Raw genomic sequence first — 15,138 nt, forward strand, 5'->3', positions numbered from 1 at the left:
CATGAAACGCCTCATGCTCCCGCTCATTGCAGCCATGCTTCTCGCCGGTGCGGCCAGCAACGTGCTCAGATCGCATGCAGTGTTGCACGTCGATCAGCACGGCATGGCATCCATTCAAGACATGCAGGCAGGCCAAGCGAACAAGCTTCCCGAGCAGGAGCTGCAGGATCGCTCCGTCTTGTTTGCGAAAGAGTCGCCTCGGTAGATCGGAGCGTCCGCGCCGGTGCTTCGCCTTATTCGGCCGCCGCGGTTGCCGGTTGCGGTTGTCCGTCGTTCGGTCCCGTTCGCGCCGCCTGCTGGTCGAGCCAGAGGCTATGGTGCTCGCGCGCCCAGTTGACGTCGACTTCGCCCGAGCCCATGGCCTCGAACGCACCTTCCATGCCGATGGTGCCGATATAGATGTGCGCGATCATCGCCGCGACGAACAGGACCGCCACGATCGAGTGGACGATCTGGGCCATTTGCATGCCCTCGATCCCCGTGCCGTAGAACGGGAACATCAGGACATAGCCGCTCGCAGCGACCAGTCCGCCACCGATCACGACGATCCAGTAGATCGCCTTCTGGCCGGCGTTGAAGCGGTAGGCCGGCGGATGATCATGCCCGACGATGCCGCCGCCCCGCTTCAGCCACTCGACGTCCACCTTGTTCGGAATATTGCCGCCGATCCACATCAACAGGATGAGGACGACGCCAATGGTGAACGGGAAGCTCAGATAATTGTGGGCGTATTTGGCCCATAGCGACCATTCGGAGAAGTTCTCGAAGCCGATCAGCGGCAATAGCAACGGTCGGCCAAAGGTGATGTTCAGTCCGGAAATCGCCAGAATGATGAAGCAGGTGGCGGTCATCCAGTGCACGAAACGCTCATAGATATTGAAGCGCACGAGGGTGCGGCCGGACCGTCCGCTTTCGAGCCGCACCATGCCGCGGGTCAGATAGAAGATCACGAGCACCGCCAGCATCCCGATGATCGCGATGCCGCCGATCCAGCGCAGCGTGACATTGTGGAACTCGCGCCATTGCCGCCCCTGCGGCTGTTCGAGAACGCCGGACCTCTGATCAGGGATGCTGACGCGACCCTGGATCCGGTTCAGCTCCTGCAGGAGCTGCTGCTCCTTGACCGAGCTCGCGGTCGGATTGACCTGCTGCGCGCCCAGCGGTGCCGGCACTGCCACGATGAGGAGGAGTAATGCACAAGCTCCGACAGCCAGCCGAACGAACCTTGCAAACGACACCATGAGCTCCTCCTCAATGTTCGCGCGACCTTCGTCAGGATTCGATCGTCTCGCGATAGGCCGTCTTCCAGCCCCAGGCACCCGAGCCGTAACCGCGCTTCATCACGCGCTCCTTGTAGATCTGCGCAATGATCTCGCCGTCACCGGCAAGCAACGACTTGGTCGAGCACATTTCGGCACACAGCGGCAGCTTGCCTTCGGCCAGCCGGTTCGCACCGTATTTCTCGTACTCCTCCTTGCTGCCGTCGGCTTCCGGGCCGCCGGCGCAATAGGTGCATTTGTCCATCTTGCCGCGCGAGCCGAAGTTCCCGACCTTCGGATATTGCGGAGCGCCGAACGGGCAGGCGTAGAAGCAATAGCCGCAGCCGATGCAGAGATCCTTGGAGTGCAGCACCACAGCATCGGCCGTGGTGTAGAAGCAGTTCACCGGGCACACGGCCGCACAGGGCGCGTCCGTGCAGTGCATGCAGGCCATCGAGATCGAGCGCTCGCCTGGCTTGCCGTCGTTGAGGGTGACAACGCGGCGCCGGTTGATGCCCCAGGGCACCTCGTGCTCGTTCTTGCAGGCGGTGACGCAAGCGTTGCACTCGATGCAGCGATCGGCGTCGCAGAGAAATTTCATACGTGCCATCGTCGTTACTCCTAAGCCGCCGCGATTTGGCAGAGAGTGACCTTGGGCTCCTGCATGCCCGTCGCGGGGTCATATCCGTAGGTCGTGATCGTGTTGGCGCTTTCGCCGAGCACGATCGGGTCGGTGCCCTTCGGGTAATTGCCGCGAAGATCCTTGCCCGCGAGCCAGCCGCCGAAGTGGAATGGCATCCAGGCAACGCCCTTGCCCACGCGCTCGGTGACGAGCGCTTTCATCCTCGCCCTGGAATTGTTCTCGGCACCGGTGACCCAAACCCAGCTACCGTCCTTGACACCGCGCTCGGCGGCATCGGCAGGATTGATCTCGATGAACATGTCCTGCTGCAATTCGGCGAGCCACGGGTTGGTTCGGGTCTCCTCGCCGCCGCCCTCATATTCGACCAGACGACCGGACGACAGGATGAGCGGGAACTGTTTTGCAATTCCCTTCTCCACCGCTGCCTTCTGCACGGAAAACCCGATATTCGGCATCCGGAACTGCTTGGCGTCAGGCAGCGTCGGATATTTGGCGACGAGGTCGACGCGCGGCGTGTAGATCGGCTCGCGGTGAACAGGGATAGGATCGGGCAAGCCGAAGGCATTCATGCGCGCCTTGCCGTTGCCGTAGGGAACGCAGCCATGCGCCAGCGCGACGCGCTGGATGCCTCCCGACAGGTCGAGCGCCCACGACACCGTGTCCGGATTGGCGGGATTGATCTTGTTGATCACCGCCATTTCCGCTTCGGTGAGCTCGGTGTCCCAGCCGAGCTTCTTCAGGCTCGCCAGCGTGAACTCCGGGTAGCCGTCCTGAATTCCCGACCCCAACGAGTACGAGCCGTCCGCAAGCAGGCTCACCTTCCGGGTCGTGCCGTCCGGCAGCTTCTCCTCGCGCTCGATGCCGAACCGCGGCCGGAACGTGCCGCCGCCGTCCATCACGTGCAGATTGGTGTTGTAGAGCAGCGGCGTGCCGGGATGCTTGACCTCCGGTGACCCCCAGCACGGCCAGGGCAGACCGTAATAGTCGCCTCCGACCTCGGGATCGTCCTTCGGCGCCCGCATCGTCAGCATATCGAACTTGGCCTGGTTCTTCATGTGCGCCTTCAGGCGCTCGGGCGATTGCCCGCAATAGCCGGTCGACCAGCTGCCGCGATTCATCTCGCGCAGCACATCCTCCGCTTCAGGAAGATTGTTCTCGACCTTGATTTTCTTGAACATCTGGTCGGCGAAGCCGAGCTTCTTCGCCATCAGATAGATAACCTCGAGATCATCCTTCGATTCAAAGATTGGCTTCACGATCTGCTCGCCCCATTGCAGCGAGCGGTTGGAGGCGACGCGCGACCCCTTGCATTCGAATTGCGTGGCGACCGGCAGAATGTAGACGCCATCCTTGCGGCCCGCCTCGACGGCAAGCGAGGCCCAGGTCGTCGGGTGCGGGTCGGCAATGACGAGCAGCTCGAGCGCCTTCAGACCATTGAGGGACTCAGGAATGCGGGTGATGCTGTTGGAGGCGTGTCCCTGCACGAACACCGCCTTCACGTTGTCCTTCTGCGCGACCTGATCCTTGGGCAGCGTCACCGCCTCGAACCAGCGGGTCAGCGGAATGCCGGGAGTTTCCATGATCTGCTTGGAGTCGAAGCGCGACTTCAGGAAGTCGTAGTCGACCTCCCAGACCCGCGACCAATGCTTCCAGGCGCCTTCGGCGAGGCCGTAGTAGAACGGCAGCGTGACGATATCGAGCCCGACATCGGTCGCGCCCTGCACGTTGTCATGGCCACGGAAGATGTTGGCGCCTGCGCCGGCCTTACCGACATTGCCGGTCATCAGGAGCGCGATGCAGCTCGCCCGCACGTTGGCGGTGCCGACGGTTTTCTGGGTCTGGCCCATGGCCCAGATGAGGGTTGCCGGCTTCTCGGTGGCGAACATCTTGGCGACGCGCTTGAGCTGCTCGCCCGGAATACCGGTGACGCGCTCGACTTCTTCCGGAGGCCACTTCTCGACCTCTTTCTTGACGTCGTCGAAACCATAGACGCGCTGCCGGATGAACTCCTTGTCCTCCCAGCCGTTCTGGAGAATGTGCCACATCATGCCGTACAGCACCGGGATGTCGGTGCCCGGCCGCATCCGCACATATTCGGTCGCATGCGCGGCCGTGCGCGTCAGGCGCGGGTCGATGACGACAAAGTTGGCCTTTTGCAGCTCCTTGCCCTCGAGCAGATGTTGCAGCGATACGGGATGCGCTTCGGCCGGATTGCCGCCCAAGACGACCTGTGTCTTCGCATTGCGGATATCATTGTAGCTGTTGGTCATCGCACCGTAGCCCCAGGTATTGGCTACGCCGGTGACGGTAGTGGAATGGCAGATGCGAGCCTGGTGATCGGTGTTGTTGGTCCCCCAGAACGCACCGAGCTTGCGGAACAGGTAGGCGCCTTCGTTGGTCATCTTGGCCGAGCCGAGCCAATAGACGGAATCGGGGCCCGACTTCTCGCGTACGGCTTGAATCTTGTCTCCGATCTCGTTGATCGCGGTGTCCCAGGACACGCGTGTCCACTGCCCGCCCACGAGCTTCATCGGATAGCGCAGCCGTCGCTCGCTGTGCACGAGTTCGCGTACCGAAGCGCCCTTGGCGCAATGCGAGCCTCGATTGATCGGCGAATCCCAACTGGGTTCCTGGCCGATCCATACGCCGTTCAAGACCTCGGCCGTCACCGTGCAGCCAACCGCGCAATGCGTGCAGATGCTCTTGCGGATGGTCGCGCCTGCGGTGAGCGGACCGGCCTGAGCCGCTTCCGCCTTGCGCACGCTTCCGAGCGGCATAGTGCCAAGCGCAGCAAGCGCGCCGCCGGCAACACCGGATTTGCGCAGGAAGCTGCGGCGGTCGAGACCGCCGGCCTGCCCCGCAACGGACTCGACAACGGAGCCCTGGCGCGGGGAATGCTGGTGTGTTCGCTTGATCAGCACGGTCAGCCTCCCTTAGCCGGATAACGATTGACGCGGTAAAAAGCCTTTACGTGATCGGATTCCTTGTAGCGCGCCTTGCGCTTCTCATCGTTGTTTTCGCTGTCCGCCTGCGCGGACCCGACCAATGGCGTCGCAAGCGTCGCGCCGACACCGGCCGTGCCCAAGCCGACCTTGCGAAGGAAATCGCGGCGTCCGACCTTTGCTTTCATCTCGTCACTCATCGCATCTCTCCCGGACCGAGGCGTCTCGGTCAGCTAGCGAATGTGAATGCTTCCATCTCGATTTCGATGAAGGTACGGCCGAGCGCGCCGACCGCTCGATAGAAACGGGCATCCCCGGCGCTCTCGATGTCTGCGAACAGCCGCCCCATCCAGGGCGACACATGCTTTTCGAAGAAGGCGCGCTGCGTCTCGGGCGAGGCATCGAAGCGGCCGCCGGCAAGGCCCGACATGATCTCGCACAGGATGGCGGCGTGATCCTCGGGTTCGGAATTGTTGGCGGCTCGCTCGATGCCGAGCGTCGTCAGGTCGCCGCGCAGGCGCGACAAGGGCCGTTCATTGAGAAAGCCCGTGAGATAATAGGAGGCATAGGGCAGCAATTCGCTGCGGCCGAGCCCGACGAACAGATCGAAATATTCCCGTTCGACTTTCGCTGCGACGGCACTTGCAGCGGCGTCGGCCAGCGCCGCATGCGCGCGCCCGAGGCGCGTCGCGTCACCGCTCAACGCAGCGAGCTGATCGAGCAGACGTTTCGACGGAGGCGCGGACAGCAGCACCGCCAGCAGTGCGTATTCCTGCGCGCGCGCCGCATCGATGGGGTCGACGAGCTCGGCGGAGCCGGCTTGTTCGCCGTAGAGATCGGGCCGCAGATCATTCCGGGAAACGCCGGTGGCGGATTCGACTGCAACCACCCGTTGTGCGGGCACGCGGGTCCAATTGGATACGGAGGGCTGGCTGATGCCTATTTTGCGCGCAAGCTGAGCAATGCCGCCTGCGGCGTCGATCGCGCGATCAAGCCCGTCATCACGCACGTGGACCTCCCATCCAAGTCCCGTCTGCTTGATTATCGCTTTTGTTACAAAGCAGTAGGCAGCGTAATCCCGGTTCCACGGACCGTCAATCGCCTGCCATAGCCTGGGCCTATAGCCTTTGGTCGAGTCGCTCAGCGCGGCAGTGCACCACCGTGCGTACGGGGCCTGACGGGCTCGGCAGATTCCGCAGATCTGTCTACCACTGCCGGTTGCACTGCAACAGGGATTGCGAGGTGCTCCATCTCATCCGGCGGTTCAACGACATTGGAAACCACTGTCGCTTCGGCGTGCTGCGATTCCGCCGAGGAATCCGCCGTTTCGATCGACGCCTCGGGGAGAGACTGGGCCACCTCGCCGACGCCGCCGAGAATGCGATCGACCAGTGCGGCCAGTTCCTCCGACGAGCAATCCAGTGGTCCAAAACCCGGCGTGGCCGTCGGATCGTTGAAGTCCCATGCATTCTCCGCAAGCCCGACGAAGTCGCGGATGGCGGGGTCGGTCGCCCAGGCGCGGCGAAGAGCCGCACGGCTCAACTCCCGAGGAATACCCTTGCTGAGAAAGGCAGTGATGTCGGTCGCCGCATTGATTTCGTCGATCGACGGCAGACTCGAGAGATCGAACTCGCTCTCGTCGTCCTTGGCCTCGGACGGCGGCGTGGGCTGCGCCGCGGCAGGCTTGGTCGGCTCCGCGCGCGATTCGCGCTTGCGGCGGGACCAACGTGCAAGGAATTCCTCCTCACTCATTCCTGTCCGCTTTCATGTTCGCGCCGCGCCAGCGCCTCCGGGTCGGCGCGGCGCTGCTTGCGCTTGACGAATTCCCGCTCGACATGGTGCTCGGCCACGAAGCTTTCAATCACCTCGCGCAGCACCTCCGGCATCGGCACGGCCTCGACGAGATTGTCGGCGGCTTCGGTAAAGCCTTCGCCCTCTGCGGGGTCGGCGGTCACCGCGGCAAGAGCATAGGGCCAGGGGCCTTCCGAGGGCGACAGCACGGTCCAGATGCTCGGGCTGCCCGAGGCAAGATTGTCGCGATAGCGCGCCGTCTCGGACGGATAGAGATCGACGGTCGCACTTCCGGCATAGAACAGGGTCGTGCCGTCCTGCTCGCGAAGAACGGTCCAGGGTTGGGTCACCGGCTCGTCCGGCAGGACGGCAATTCCGCGCCAGATGAAATCGACCCACGGCGAATCGGCCTTGCGTCGCTCGACCACGACACCGACGGCAATTGAGAGGGACGGCAACGCCGCTGGGCTCATGTCACCATCTCCAGGCATTTCACCGGCAGCCCGGTCAGAAGATTCTGCGGCTTCATCCGGAGCTTCTGATCCGCCGTCGTCGACAGGATCAGGTAGACCGGTTCACCCCCGACGTCGTCAAGCGCACGTCTTGAATCCGCAAATGTCAGCCGGAACAGCGCGAGCACACGATCGGCGTCGCGCTCGCCGAGCTCGTCGCCGTGCCACAGACGGTCGCCAAGCCTCGTGGCATCGGCATCGAGCCCGACATACCAGGTGAGCTTTGCCTCGTGCAGCGCGCGCAGCGGCTCGATCACGATGTCGATGCCGAGCAGATGGGAGACCCAGCGCGTCATCGCCTGCGCCAGCGCAGCCGGTCCGCGGCCGCCCGCCGTGAGGTCGAGGGCCATGTCGAACTGATCGCTGCGCTGCCAATAGGCCTCGGCATTCTCCTCGCTCAACACGTCGACCACCGCATCGGTGGTGGCGCCCAGCATCGACATCAGAGAGAGCACCGGTGTCGGGCTCCGGCCGCCGACGATCTCCTCGTCGCCGAGCAACAGGGCGTGCTCATGCGGAAGGATGCGCTGGGTCCGGAAGAACAATTCGGCCGCGCGCAGCACGAACGGATCGTCGCAGCCATCGAGCGCGTTCCGCAGGATGACGTGCACGAGCTGGTTGACGAACAGCGGCGGCAGATCGTTCGCCCCGGATCGCACCGATGCAAGATAGGCGGCTTCGAGCGTCGGATGCCGCAACAGAAGATCGCGAAAGGCCAGCACGAACTGCCAATTCTCCCGGGCATCGGCATCGGCAATCCCGGCGATTTCGCCGGCGCCGACCGCCTGGCGCGGGTCGGCGAGCAATTCGCTGTGCAGCCGGCGTTCGATCGGGCAGGCATCGTCCGGCGGCATCAGCTCGGGACGGGCGAAATAGGCCTTGAGGAACTCATCCGTGACACGGAGCCCACCGCCCTCTTCGCGATCGAGCAGATGATGGCCACAGGCGATCCAGAAATCGTTCATCTGACGGTCGGCTCCCGGCCCAGATCCGTAAGCCTGAGATCGCCGTCAGGCTGGACGTCATCTTCAACTTCCATGAACGAGAACGCCTTGCCGTGCCCCTGCCCTTCCCGGAGTTGCAGCCGGCGGAAGGACTCGCGGACTTCGCCATCGATCGAGGTGCGATGCACTGCAATAAGCGAGCTGATCGGATGGCTGCAGAGGGACTGCGCGAACGCCACCTCCTCTTCCGCAGCCGCCTTCGCTGCCGCCATGTCGGGCGCGCCGAAACGATCGACGAGTTGCCTCGCCAGGAGATCGACCAGGTTATGGTAATCGTCTTCGGTCGCCGGAACGATCTGCGCCAGCGTCGACCAGCCCCAGGATTGCACCCCGAGGAAACCACCGCGAAACGCCGCCCGCGCTTTGCCCTCGAGCTTCGCGCCGTCGCATTCCCAGAAGCGGAAAGCGCCGGAGACGGCCCATTCGCCTGGCTCCGCCGCCATGTCGAACACGAAGGTGTCGGAGGGATCGAGCGCGATGGTGCGCAGGAGCTTCACAGGCGTGGTCCTCCGAGGGCCGGATCAAGCCAGGACGGCTTTGCGAGCGCCTGGACGAGGTCGCTTCGTTCGATCATGTCCGTCCCGATGCGGCGCGTCAGGACATCGCCGCAATCATCAATGCGCTGAACTGCCTGCCTTTCACGCGGCACCCGCGTAAGATAGTCGCGCGCGACGCTGTCAAAGCCGTCGACCCGCCATCCGTCCAGCGCCAGCATCAGATGCCGGGCGAAGCTCTCCGTGATCTGCGCCGCGCCAGCTTCGCCAAAGCCTTCCTGGTCGAGTGCCGAGGCCAGCGGGTGAACGCCTGGATCGTCATCGTTGATGGCAATCGTCCGGATCATGGCCCCGAATACCAGCCAGGGCGGCGGCGCATCCTCGCCGGCGGCGGAAGGCCAGCCCATCCGGCCGCCGCCGACCAGCCCCCCGTCGACCCTGACCGCATCCGGCCAGCCGATCGTGATGGGCTTGCTCGGCGGCGCATAGGCGCGAAGCGCATCCGTGAGCGCGACCATACCCGCGTAGAACGCGCGCCGCGCGCTGCGTAACGGCTCGGCCGGCTCGAGCACCACGGCGAACTCTGCCAGGTCGAAGCGGCCAACATAGACCAGCGTTCCGGCGCCGCTCTCCGGTGCAATGCGGCATGCATGGGCAAAAGCGTCGCCACTCTCGCGCAGCCGCACCAACGTGAACGGCGGCGGCAGGTGAATCGGTTCCGCCACGGAAACATGGCTCACTGGGGTCGACGGCAGGCCGTCCTCCGCTTTCCTTTTCTTCCCGATCGATAATGTCTATACGAGGCGAAGGGCCGGCGCGAGTCCGTCGTCGGCGTCCGAATGGCGGAGAGACTAACCTGGAGCAGCCAGCGAAGACCGTCTTGATCTGCTCGTGCGAAGACACGATGCGTCTCGACGTGGCTGCGATCCGGCGCGGATGCCCGAACTGCGACGTCAAGAGCTTTCGCCACCTTTGCGGTGCGGAGCTCGATCATTTCCGCAAGACTGCCGCGGCAGAAGGCGCGTTGACGGTCGGCTGCACGCAGCAGGCAGCGCAGTTTTCGGACGAGGCCGCCGAACGGCCTGATGCAATCAACTTCGTCAATATCCGCGAAACGGCCGGCTGGTCGCGCGACGGCGCGCGCTCTGGCGCAAAAATGGCCGCCCTGCTCGCAGCCGCCTCCATCCCGGCCCCGGACTATCCGCTCGTCACCTTGTCGAGTGAGGGCGTGATCCTGATCTACGGCCGCGATGAGGCTGCGATCGAGGCCGGCCGCCTGCTTGCCGATCACCTCGACGTCACGGTGATGCTGAAGCAGCTCGATGACGCGGTCGCGCCGGCTGCAACGGTGTTCCCGATCGTGAAGGGTACGATCCGCTCCGCGAAGGGACATTTCGGCGCGTTCGAACTTGCCATCGACGACTATGCGCGTCCCCGCCCCTCCTCGCGCGATCGTTTCGTGCTGGACCCGCCGCGAAGCGGCGTCACCTCGCGCTGCGATATCGTGCTCGATCTTTCCGGCGATTTGCCGCTGTTTCCCGCCCACGACCTGCGCGACGGCTATCTTCGCGCCGACCCGAAAGATCCCGCCGCGGTGCTGCGCGCCGTGCTGAGTGCGCGCGATCTCGTCGGCAGCTTCGACAAGCCGAAATATGTCGACGTTGCGCCCGCTCTTTGCGCCCATTCGCGCTCGAAGCGCACGGGCTGCCATCGCTGCCTCGATCTCTGCCCGACCGGGGCGATCACCCCCGCCGGCGATCATGTCGCAATCGATCCGAACATCTGCGCGGGCTGCGGCCAGTGCGCGGCTGCCTGCCCGACCAGCGCGGTCTCCTACGCGCTGCCGCCCGCCGATACACAGCTCCAGAAAATTCGCGCCATGCTGCTCGCCTATCGCGAGGCCGGTGGCGCGGATGCAGTGCTGCTTTTTCATGACGGATCGCACGGCACGCCTCTGATCGAGGCCCTCGCGCGGCACGGCGACGGCCTGCCGGCGAACGTGCTCCCCTTTGCCGTCAACGAGCTCACGCAGGTGGGGCTGGAGGCGATCGTCGGCGCCTTCGCCTATGGCGTATCCGCCGTGCGCTTCCTGCTTCGCGCCAAGCCGCGCCACGACGTGACCGGACTAACGCAGACGATCGCGATGGCCGAAGCGATCCTCGGCGGCCTTGGATTTGCGGGCCGTCGCCTCGCCACCATCGAAACGGATGATCCCGATGCACTCGGCGAGCATTTGACTGATATCGGCACGCTCGCCGCGGTCGCGACGCCCGCGACCTTCAAGACCGTCGGCAAGCGGCGCGACCTCTTGCGGTTCGCCCTCGGCGAGTTGCACCGACTGGCGCCGCAGCCGGTCGACGTGATCCCCCTGCCGCAAGGTGCACCGGTGGGCGCAATCACCGTCGACACCAATGGCTGCACGTTGTGCCTCTCCTGCGTCTCCGCCTGCCCGACCGGCGCGCTGCGCGATGATCCCGAGCGGCCCGTGCTGAAATTCATCGAGGATGCCTGCGTGCAATGCGGCCTGTGCCAGAGCACCTGCCCGGAAAAGGTCATCAGCCTCAAGCCGCAGATCGATTTCCGCGCCGCGCGTGCTCCCGCCGTGATTGTCAAGGAAGAGGAGCCCGCACTCTGCGTCCGCTGCGGCACGCCATTCGGCGTGAAGAGCACGATCGACCGCATCGCTGCCAAGCTCGAAGGCCGGCACTGGATGTATCCGGCCGGCGACAAGCGGATCGAGGCACTCAGGATGTGCGCAGACTGTCGCGTCATCGTCATGAGCGAACAGCAATTCGATCCGTTCAAGGGCGTTCCGGAACGAACCCCGCCACGGACGACGGACGACTATCTACGCCAACGCAACGGCAAGGACTAAACAAGACGAACAGACATCTTCGCAAGGTCGGAAGGGGCCGCTATCGCGACGTCGCGCGGCCCAAGAAGTCGGTCAGCGCACGGCGGTCCTCGGCCGAACCGATGCGTTGCTCCGGCATCTTGGTGCCGGGGGTGTAGGTATTCGGCCCAATTTCGAACAGTCTTGCGACCGTCTCCGGTGTCCAGACGATATCCATCCTCTTCAGCGCATCGGAGAAGCGATATCCCGGGAGCGAAGCGATCTTGCGGCCATATAGTCCTGCAAGCGTCGGGCCCGCACGCTGCACCTCCTTGTCCGAGAGCGTGTGACAGGCAACACACGCCCGAAATACATCGGCGCCATGATCGCCGGCATAGGCCGCGAGCGGATCGGCCGGTGTACCGATCAGACCTGAGCCGACGGGATCGCCGGTGCGCGCATTCCAGCGCCTGATCCTGCCGTCCGCACCACCCGTCATCAGTGTCTCGCGGTCTGGAAGGAAGGCGACCGACCACACCGGCTGCCCGGGCCCAACCAGCGTGCGCAGCAGCTTGCGCGACTTGCTATCGATGATCGCAACTGTGCCGCCGATGCCGGCCGCAGCGATCAATGCGCCGTCCGCCGGCATCGTCAAGGCCACCACCGGCGTCGGGCTGGCCGCGACCTCGCCGCTGATCTTGCCGTCGGTGCTCAGCATGCGCAGCTTGCCGTCGACCGCGCCTGTGACGATTTCACCATCCGGCGCCACGGCCACCGCGTTCAGCGCCGCCGGCAACGTCAGGATTTCCGGCTGGCCATCCGACAGACGCCAGATTCGCAGCGCAAAATCGTAGCCGACGCTGACAAGTCTGCCGTCCGGCAGGAAAGCGACGCCGTTGACGTTCTGCGTATGCCCTTCGAGCGCGCGGGACGTGCCGTCCGATAGCGACCAGAGCCGCACGGTCCGATCCCATGAAGCCGACGCGAGAAGCGACCCATCGGGCGACACAGCAAGCGCCGCGATCGGAGCGACGTGTCCCTCCAGCACCCGGTCCGGCTCCAGCCGGCCCGCCGTCCACACCGCAATTCGGGCATCGGCGCCGGCCGTGACCATGCGGCCGTCTTTCAAGAAGGCGACGGCATTGACGCCATCAGCATGATACCGCAGCACCTGCTCTGCGGTATCGGTCTTGAGCGACCAGCGGATGACCCTCGTGTCGAAGCTGCCGGAGAGAAGGCTGTCCCCATCCGGCGAAATGGCAAGAGCCCGTATGGGGCCGCCGTGTCCGACCATGTCGGCGTGCACGGACGATGCGGCAAAGATGACCCACAGCGCCGCGGCGACCTTCGTGCACCAAGGCGATTTGTTCATTCCTGGCCGCCCTGCTGACATTCACGCTCTCAAGATTGCCAGAACAGGCAACGGAAATGAATATCCGGGGCCGGTCTACTTGGGCGGTGCCGTCGTGGTCTTGGAGGATCCCTGGGGAGCGGCCTGCATTCCAGGCGGACTCTGGCCCTGGGGGCTTTCCGCCGGCGCACCACCCGAACCTGTATTGATCGGGCCCGTCCAACCTTGCGGCTGCGCTTGGCCCTTCGTTTCAGGAGGGGTTTGCGTCGCCGAGGGGTTGGTTTGCGCGGGCTGGGCCAGGGCGCTCCCAGCAAAGCAAAGTGCTGCGAAGCACAAAATCGTTCTCGTTAATCTCACGCAAGGTCTCCGATCCGGTTACTCACTCGCAAGAACTTGCAAGCCCTCCTTCCGTTCCGAAGCGTGCAGCGCAACAGCCGGCTCGCGCATCCTCCGCCTTGAATGCCGATCGCCCGGACACTAGATTCTGGCTGCTCACGTCAAGGAAGACGGCATGCAGGGGCGAATGGGGCCAATTCTGCGGATGATTGCGCGGCTGCGCGTTCTTCGTGCCATTGATGGCCTGCAAGATCCCGCCGCGCGAGAAGCCTCGCCTTTCCTCCTCCTCGTTGCCGTCGTGCTCGCGCTGCTGCTCGCAATCTTGGAAGTCGATTTGAATAGCGCCGGGCTTCAGTCCCTTGGCTTGATGGGCGATGCGTTTTCCGCCGATCCCGTGTTCAAGAGCCCATAGGATCGCGGAAGCCTTGGAGCGATCAACGAGCTTGCTCGCGACAAGCCGTGTCGTATAGATGGCTTGCTGGTCCAATCGGGAGGCTGAGGATGAAGGCTTTTTGGCTTGGCTGCGTCGCGGCCTTGGTGATTGCGATTGCGGGGATGCTGATCTTGAACCGCGTCCAGGAGCCCGTCGCGCAGGCGTTTGCTACGACCGGGGTGCGTCTCTGAGAAGCGCTCAGTCGCGCTTGAAACCGATCGACTTGACGATGGGAGTCAGGCGGGTGAGTTCGTCCTCGACGAGGCGCTGAAATTTATCGGGGCCTGAATCGATGTCCGGCTCCAGACCTTGCGAGCGATAGCTTTCCTGCAACTGAGGATCAGCCATCGCCGTGCGGGTTGCCGCAGCGATCCGCTCCACGATCGCGTCCGGGGTCGCTCTTGGGGCAAACAAGCCAAACCAGCCGGCATATCTGAGGCCGGGCATGCCGGATTCGATGACCGTCGGAATTTCCGGCGCACCACTCAACCGGCGGTCACTCGTCACGGCGATCAGCCGCAGCTTGCCCGCAGAGTGCAATTGCAGGATCTGGCTCGAGACCACTGCAATGACCGAGTTGATCTCGCCACTGACGAGATCGCTGGTCGCGGGCCCCATGCCCCGGTAAGGGACGTGGACCAAATCCGCCGCAAGACCCGATTGCTGCCTGAACATCTCTCCGACGAGATGATTGCCGGTGCCGACCCCGGGAGTGCCGTAGGTAAGCCCGCCCGGATTAGCCTTTGCGAAAGCTGCCAGCTCCCGCAGATCCTTCACCGGCAGGGACGGATGAACGGCGAATGCAAGCGTGCTTGTAATCAGCCGGTAGATGGCGCGGAAATCGCGAACCGCATCGTAGGCAGGCTGCGCCGACGACAACGGAATCGTCACCTGGGTGCTGCCATTGCCGAGCAGAAGCGAGTAGCCGTCCGGCGCGCTCTGCGCCACCGCGGCGGAGCCGATCGCACCGCCGGCGCCGCCGATATTCTCGACATGGACCTGCCCCAGCAGCGGAGCGACCTTGTCGGCCCAGGGACGGCCGATCTGATCACCCGCGGCGCCAGCCGAATAGGGAATGACCAGCTTGATGGAGCGGGAGGGGTAATCGTCGGCGGTTGCACCACCGGGCCAGGCAGCCAGCGCCGCGAGGCACGCCGCCATATCGAGCAGTTCTCGCCGTGAAAGGGACATCTTCTGCGTATTCGGGACCGACCTGATCATCTTGCATGAATGAGAGGTCTCGAAAATCCATGCAACGAGATCGCTGCCCTGCACTGTGGGGGCAGCAGTGGCCGCACGATCTGCGTCGCAATTCTTGCCGAGGTCGACGGTCCACCGCAACTAACTGTTTGCTGGCGCGAGTCGATCTTGAAGCCCCAAGTATATCCATCTCAGCTATCTTAAGAGTTTGGTAACGATACGAACATGGTTGAACGCATTGATGCAAATCGCACGCTGCCGGTGTCTGACCCGTAACGACCTTGCTATAAGCGCAGCTACGGCTCGACCGACGCTCGCGAATGATTTGGTTTCTCTGATT

The 15,138-nt window shown here is 64.0% G+C and carries 16 protein-coding genes; 4 read left to right on the plus strand and 12 right to left on the minus strand.

The window, feature by feature from the left end:
* The first annotated feature begins 1 nt into the window (after position 1).
* Positions 2–205 (plus strand): hypothetical protein, encoded by a 204-nt coding sequence (locus tag P6U29_RS26580; RefSeq protein WP_407113040.1) that lies wholly within the window; start codon positions 2–4, stop codon positions 203–205.
* Between the two features lie 28 nt (positions 206–233).
* Here P6U29_RS26580 and P6U29_RS26585 read toward each other — a convergent pair whose 3' ends face one another.
* The 10 genes from P6U29_RS26585 to P6U29_RS26630 all read right to left on the minus strand — a co-directional run bounded on the left by P6U29_RS26585 (position 234) and on the right by P6U29_RS26630 (position 9,370).
* Positions 234–1,241, minus strand: coding sequence for a formate dehydrogenase subunit gamma (locus P6U29_RS26585; protein WP_407113041.1), 1,008 nt, complete (start codon positions 1,239–1,241; stop codon positions 234–236).
* Between the two features lie 31 nt (positions 1,242–1,272).
* A complete protein-coding gene (gene fdh3B / locus P6U29_RS26590) occupies positions 1,273–1,869 on the minus strand; it encodes a formate dehydrogenase FDH3 subunit beta (protein WP_122403933.1) in 597 nt (198 codons plus the stop codon).
* Between the two features lie 11 nt (positions 1,870–1,880).
* A complete protein-coding gene (locus tag P6U29_RS26595) occupies positions 1,881–4,823 on the minus strand; it encodes a formate dehydrogenase subunit alpha (protein ID WP_407113042.1) in 2,943 nt (980 codons plus the stop codon).
* Between the two features lie 2 nt (positions 4,824–4,825).
* The gene (locus tag P6U29_RS26600) at positions 4,826–5,044 is read right to left on the minus strand and encodes a twin-arginine translocation signal domain-containing protein (protein WP_407113043.1); all 219 of its coding nucleotides are present in this window, start codon (positions 5,042–5,044) and stop codon (positions 4,826–4,828) included.
* A gap of 29 nt (positions 5,045–5,073) precedes the next feature.
* Positions 5,074–5,853, minus strand: a complete 780-nt coding sequence (locus tag P6U29_RS26605) for a molecular chaperone TorD family protein (RefSeq protein WP_407113044.1) — start codon at positions 5,851–5,853, stop codon at positions 5,074–5,076.
* Positions 5,854–5,984: 131 nt separating this feature from the next.
* Positions 5,985–6,596, minus strand: coding sequence for a DUF3306 domain-containing protein (locus tag P6U29_RS26610; RefSeq protein ID WP_407113045.1), 612 nt, complete (start codon positions 6,594–6,596; stop codon positions 5,985–5,987).
* Entirely contained in the window at positions 6,593–7,108 is a 516-nt protein-coding gene (locus tag P6U29_RS26615) for a DUF3305 domain-containing protein (RefSeq protein WP_407113046.1), read from the minus strand. Before P6U29_RS26615 ends, P6U29_RS26610 begins: the two co-directional genes overlap by 4 nt.
* Positions 7,105–8,112: a DUF6352 family protein gene (locus tag P6U29_RS26620; protein ID WP_407113047.1), complete on the minus strand. Its 1,008-nt coding sequence runs from the start codon at positions 8,110–8,112 to the stop codon at positions 7,105–7,107. The genes P6U29_RS26615 and P6U29_RS26620 overlap by 4 nt, the downstream gene beginning before the upstream one ends.
* Positions 8,109–8,648 carry a DUF6505 family protein gene (locus P6U29_RS26625; protein ID WP_407113048.1) on the minus strand — a complete coding sequence of 180 codons (540 nt, stop codon included), beginning with the start codon at positions 8,646–8,648 and terminating at the stop codon, positions 8,109–8,111. Before P6U29_RS26625 ends, P6U29_RS26620 begins: the two co-directional genes overlap by 4 nt.
* Positions 8,645–9,370, minus strand: coding sequence for a biotin/lipoate--protein ligase family protein (locus tag P6U29_RS26630; RefSeq protein ID WP_407113049.1), 726 nt, complete (start codon positions 9,368–9,370; stop codon positions 8,645–8,647). The genes P6U29_RS26625 and P6U29_RS26630 overlap by 4 nt, the downstream gene beginning before the upstream one ends.
* Positions 9,371–9,549: 179 nt before the next feature.
* Here P6U29_RS26630 and P6U29_RS26635 point away from each other — a divergent pair, with 179 nt between their 5' ends.
* Complete coding sequence (locus tag P6U29_RS26635) at positions 9,550–11,520, plus strand: 4Fe-4S binding protein (protein WP_407113050.1); 1,971 nt, start codon at positions 9,550–9,552, stop codon at positions 11,518–11,520.
* Positions 11,521–11,560: 40 nt separating this feature from the next.
* Here the strand turns inward: P6U29_RS26635 and P6U29_RS26640 are convergent, their stop codons facing one another.
* The gene (locus P6U29_RS26640; protein WP_407113051.1) at positions 11,561–12,850 is read right to left on the minus strand and encodes a c-type cytochrome; all 1,290 of its coding nucleotides are present in this window, start codon (positions 12,848–12,850) and stop codon (positions 11,561–11,563) included.
* Between the two features lie 490 nt (positions 12,851–13,340).
* Here P6U29_RS26640 and P6U29_RS26645 point away from each other — a divergent pair, with 490 nt between their 5' ends.
* Together P6U29_RS26645 and P6U29_RS26650 are read left to right on the plus strand one after the other, a co-directional pair.
* A complete protein-coding gene (locus tag P6U29_RS26645; protein WP_407113052.1) occupies positions 13,341–13,577 on the plus strand; it encodes a hypothetical protein in 237 nt (78 codons plus the stop codon).
* Positions 13,578–13,666: 89 nt separating this feature from the next.
* Positions 13,667–13,789 carry a hypothetical protein gene (locus P6U29_RS26650; RefSeq protein WP_407113053.1) on the plus strand — a complete coding sequence of 41 codons (123 nt, stop codon included), beginning with the start codon at positions 13,667–13,669 and terminating at the stop codon, positions 13,787–13,789.
* 7 nt (positions 13,790–13,796) lie between these two features.
* On the opposite strand, the gene P6U29_RS26655 is transcribed toward P6U29_RS26650, so the two are convergent.
* Positions 13,797–14,789, minus strand: coding sequence for a Bug family tripartite tricarboxylate transporter substrate binding protein (locus P6U29_RS26655; RefSeq protein ID WP_407113054.1), 993 nt, complete (start codon positions 14,787–14,789; stop codon positions 13,797–13,799).
* Positions 14,790–15,138: the final 349 nt, after the last annotated feature.

Origin of the sequence: Bradyrhizobium sp. LMG 9283, from assembly GCF_045571415.1 — a bacterium.
Lineage (GTDB): Bacteria > Pseudomonadota > Alphaproteobacteria > Rhizobiales > Xanthobacteraceae > Bradyrhizobium.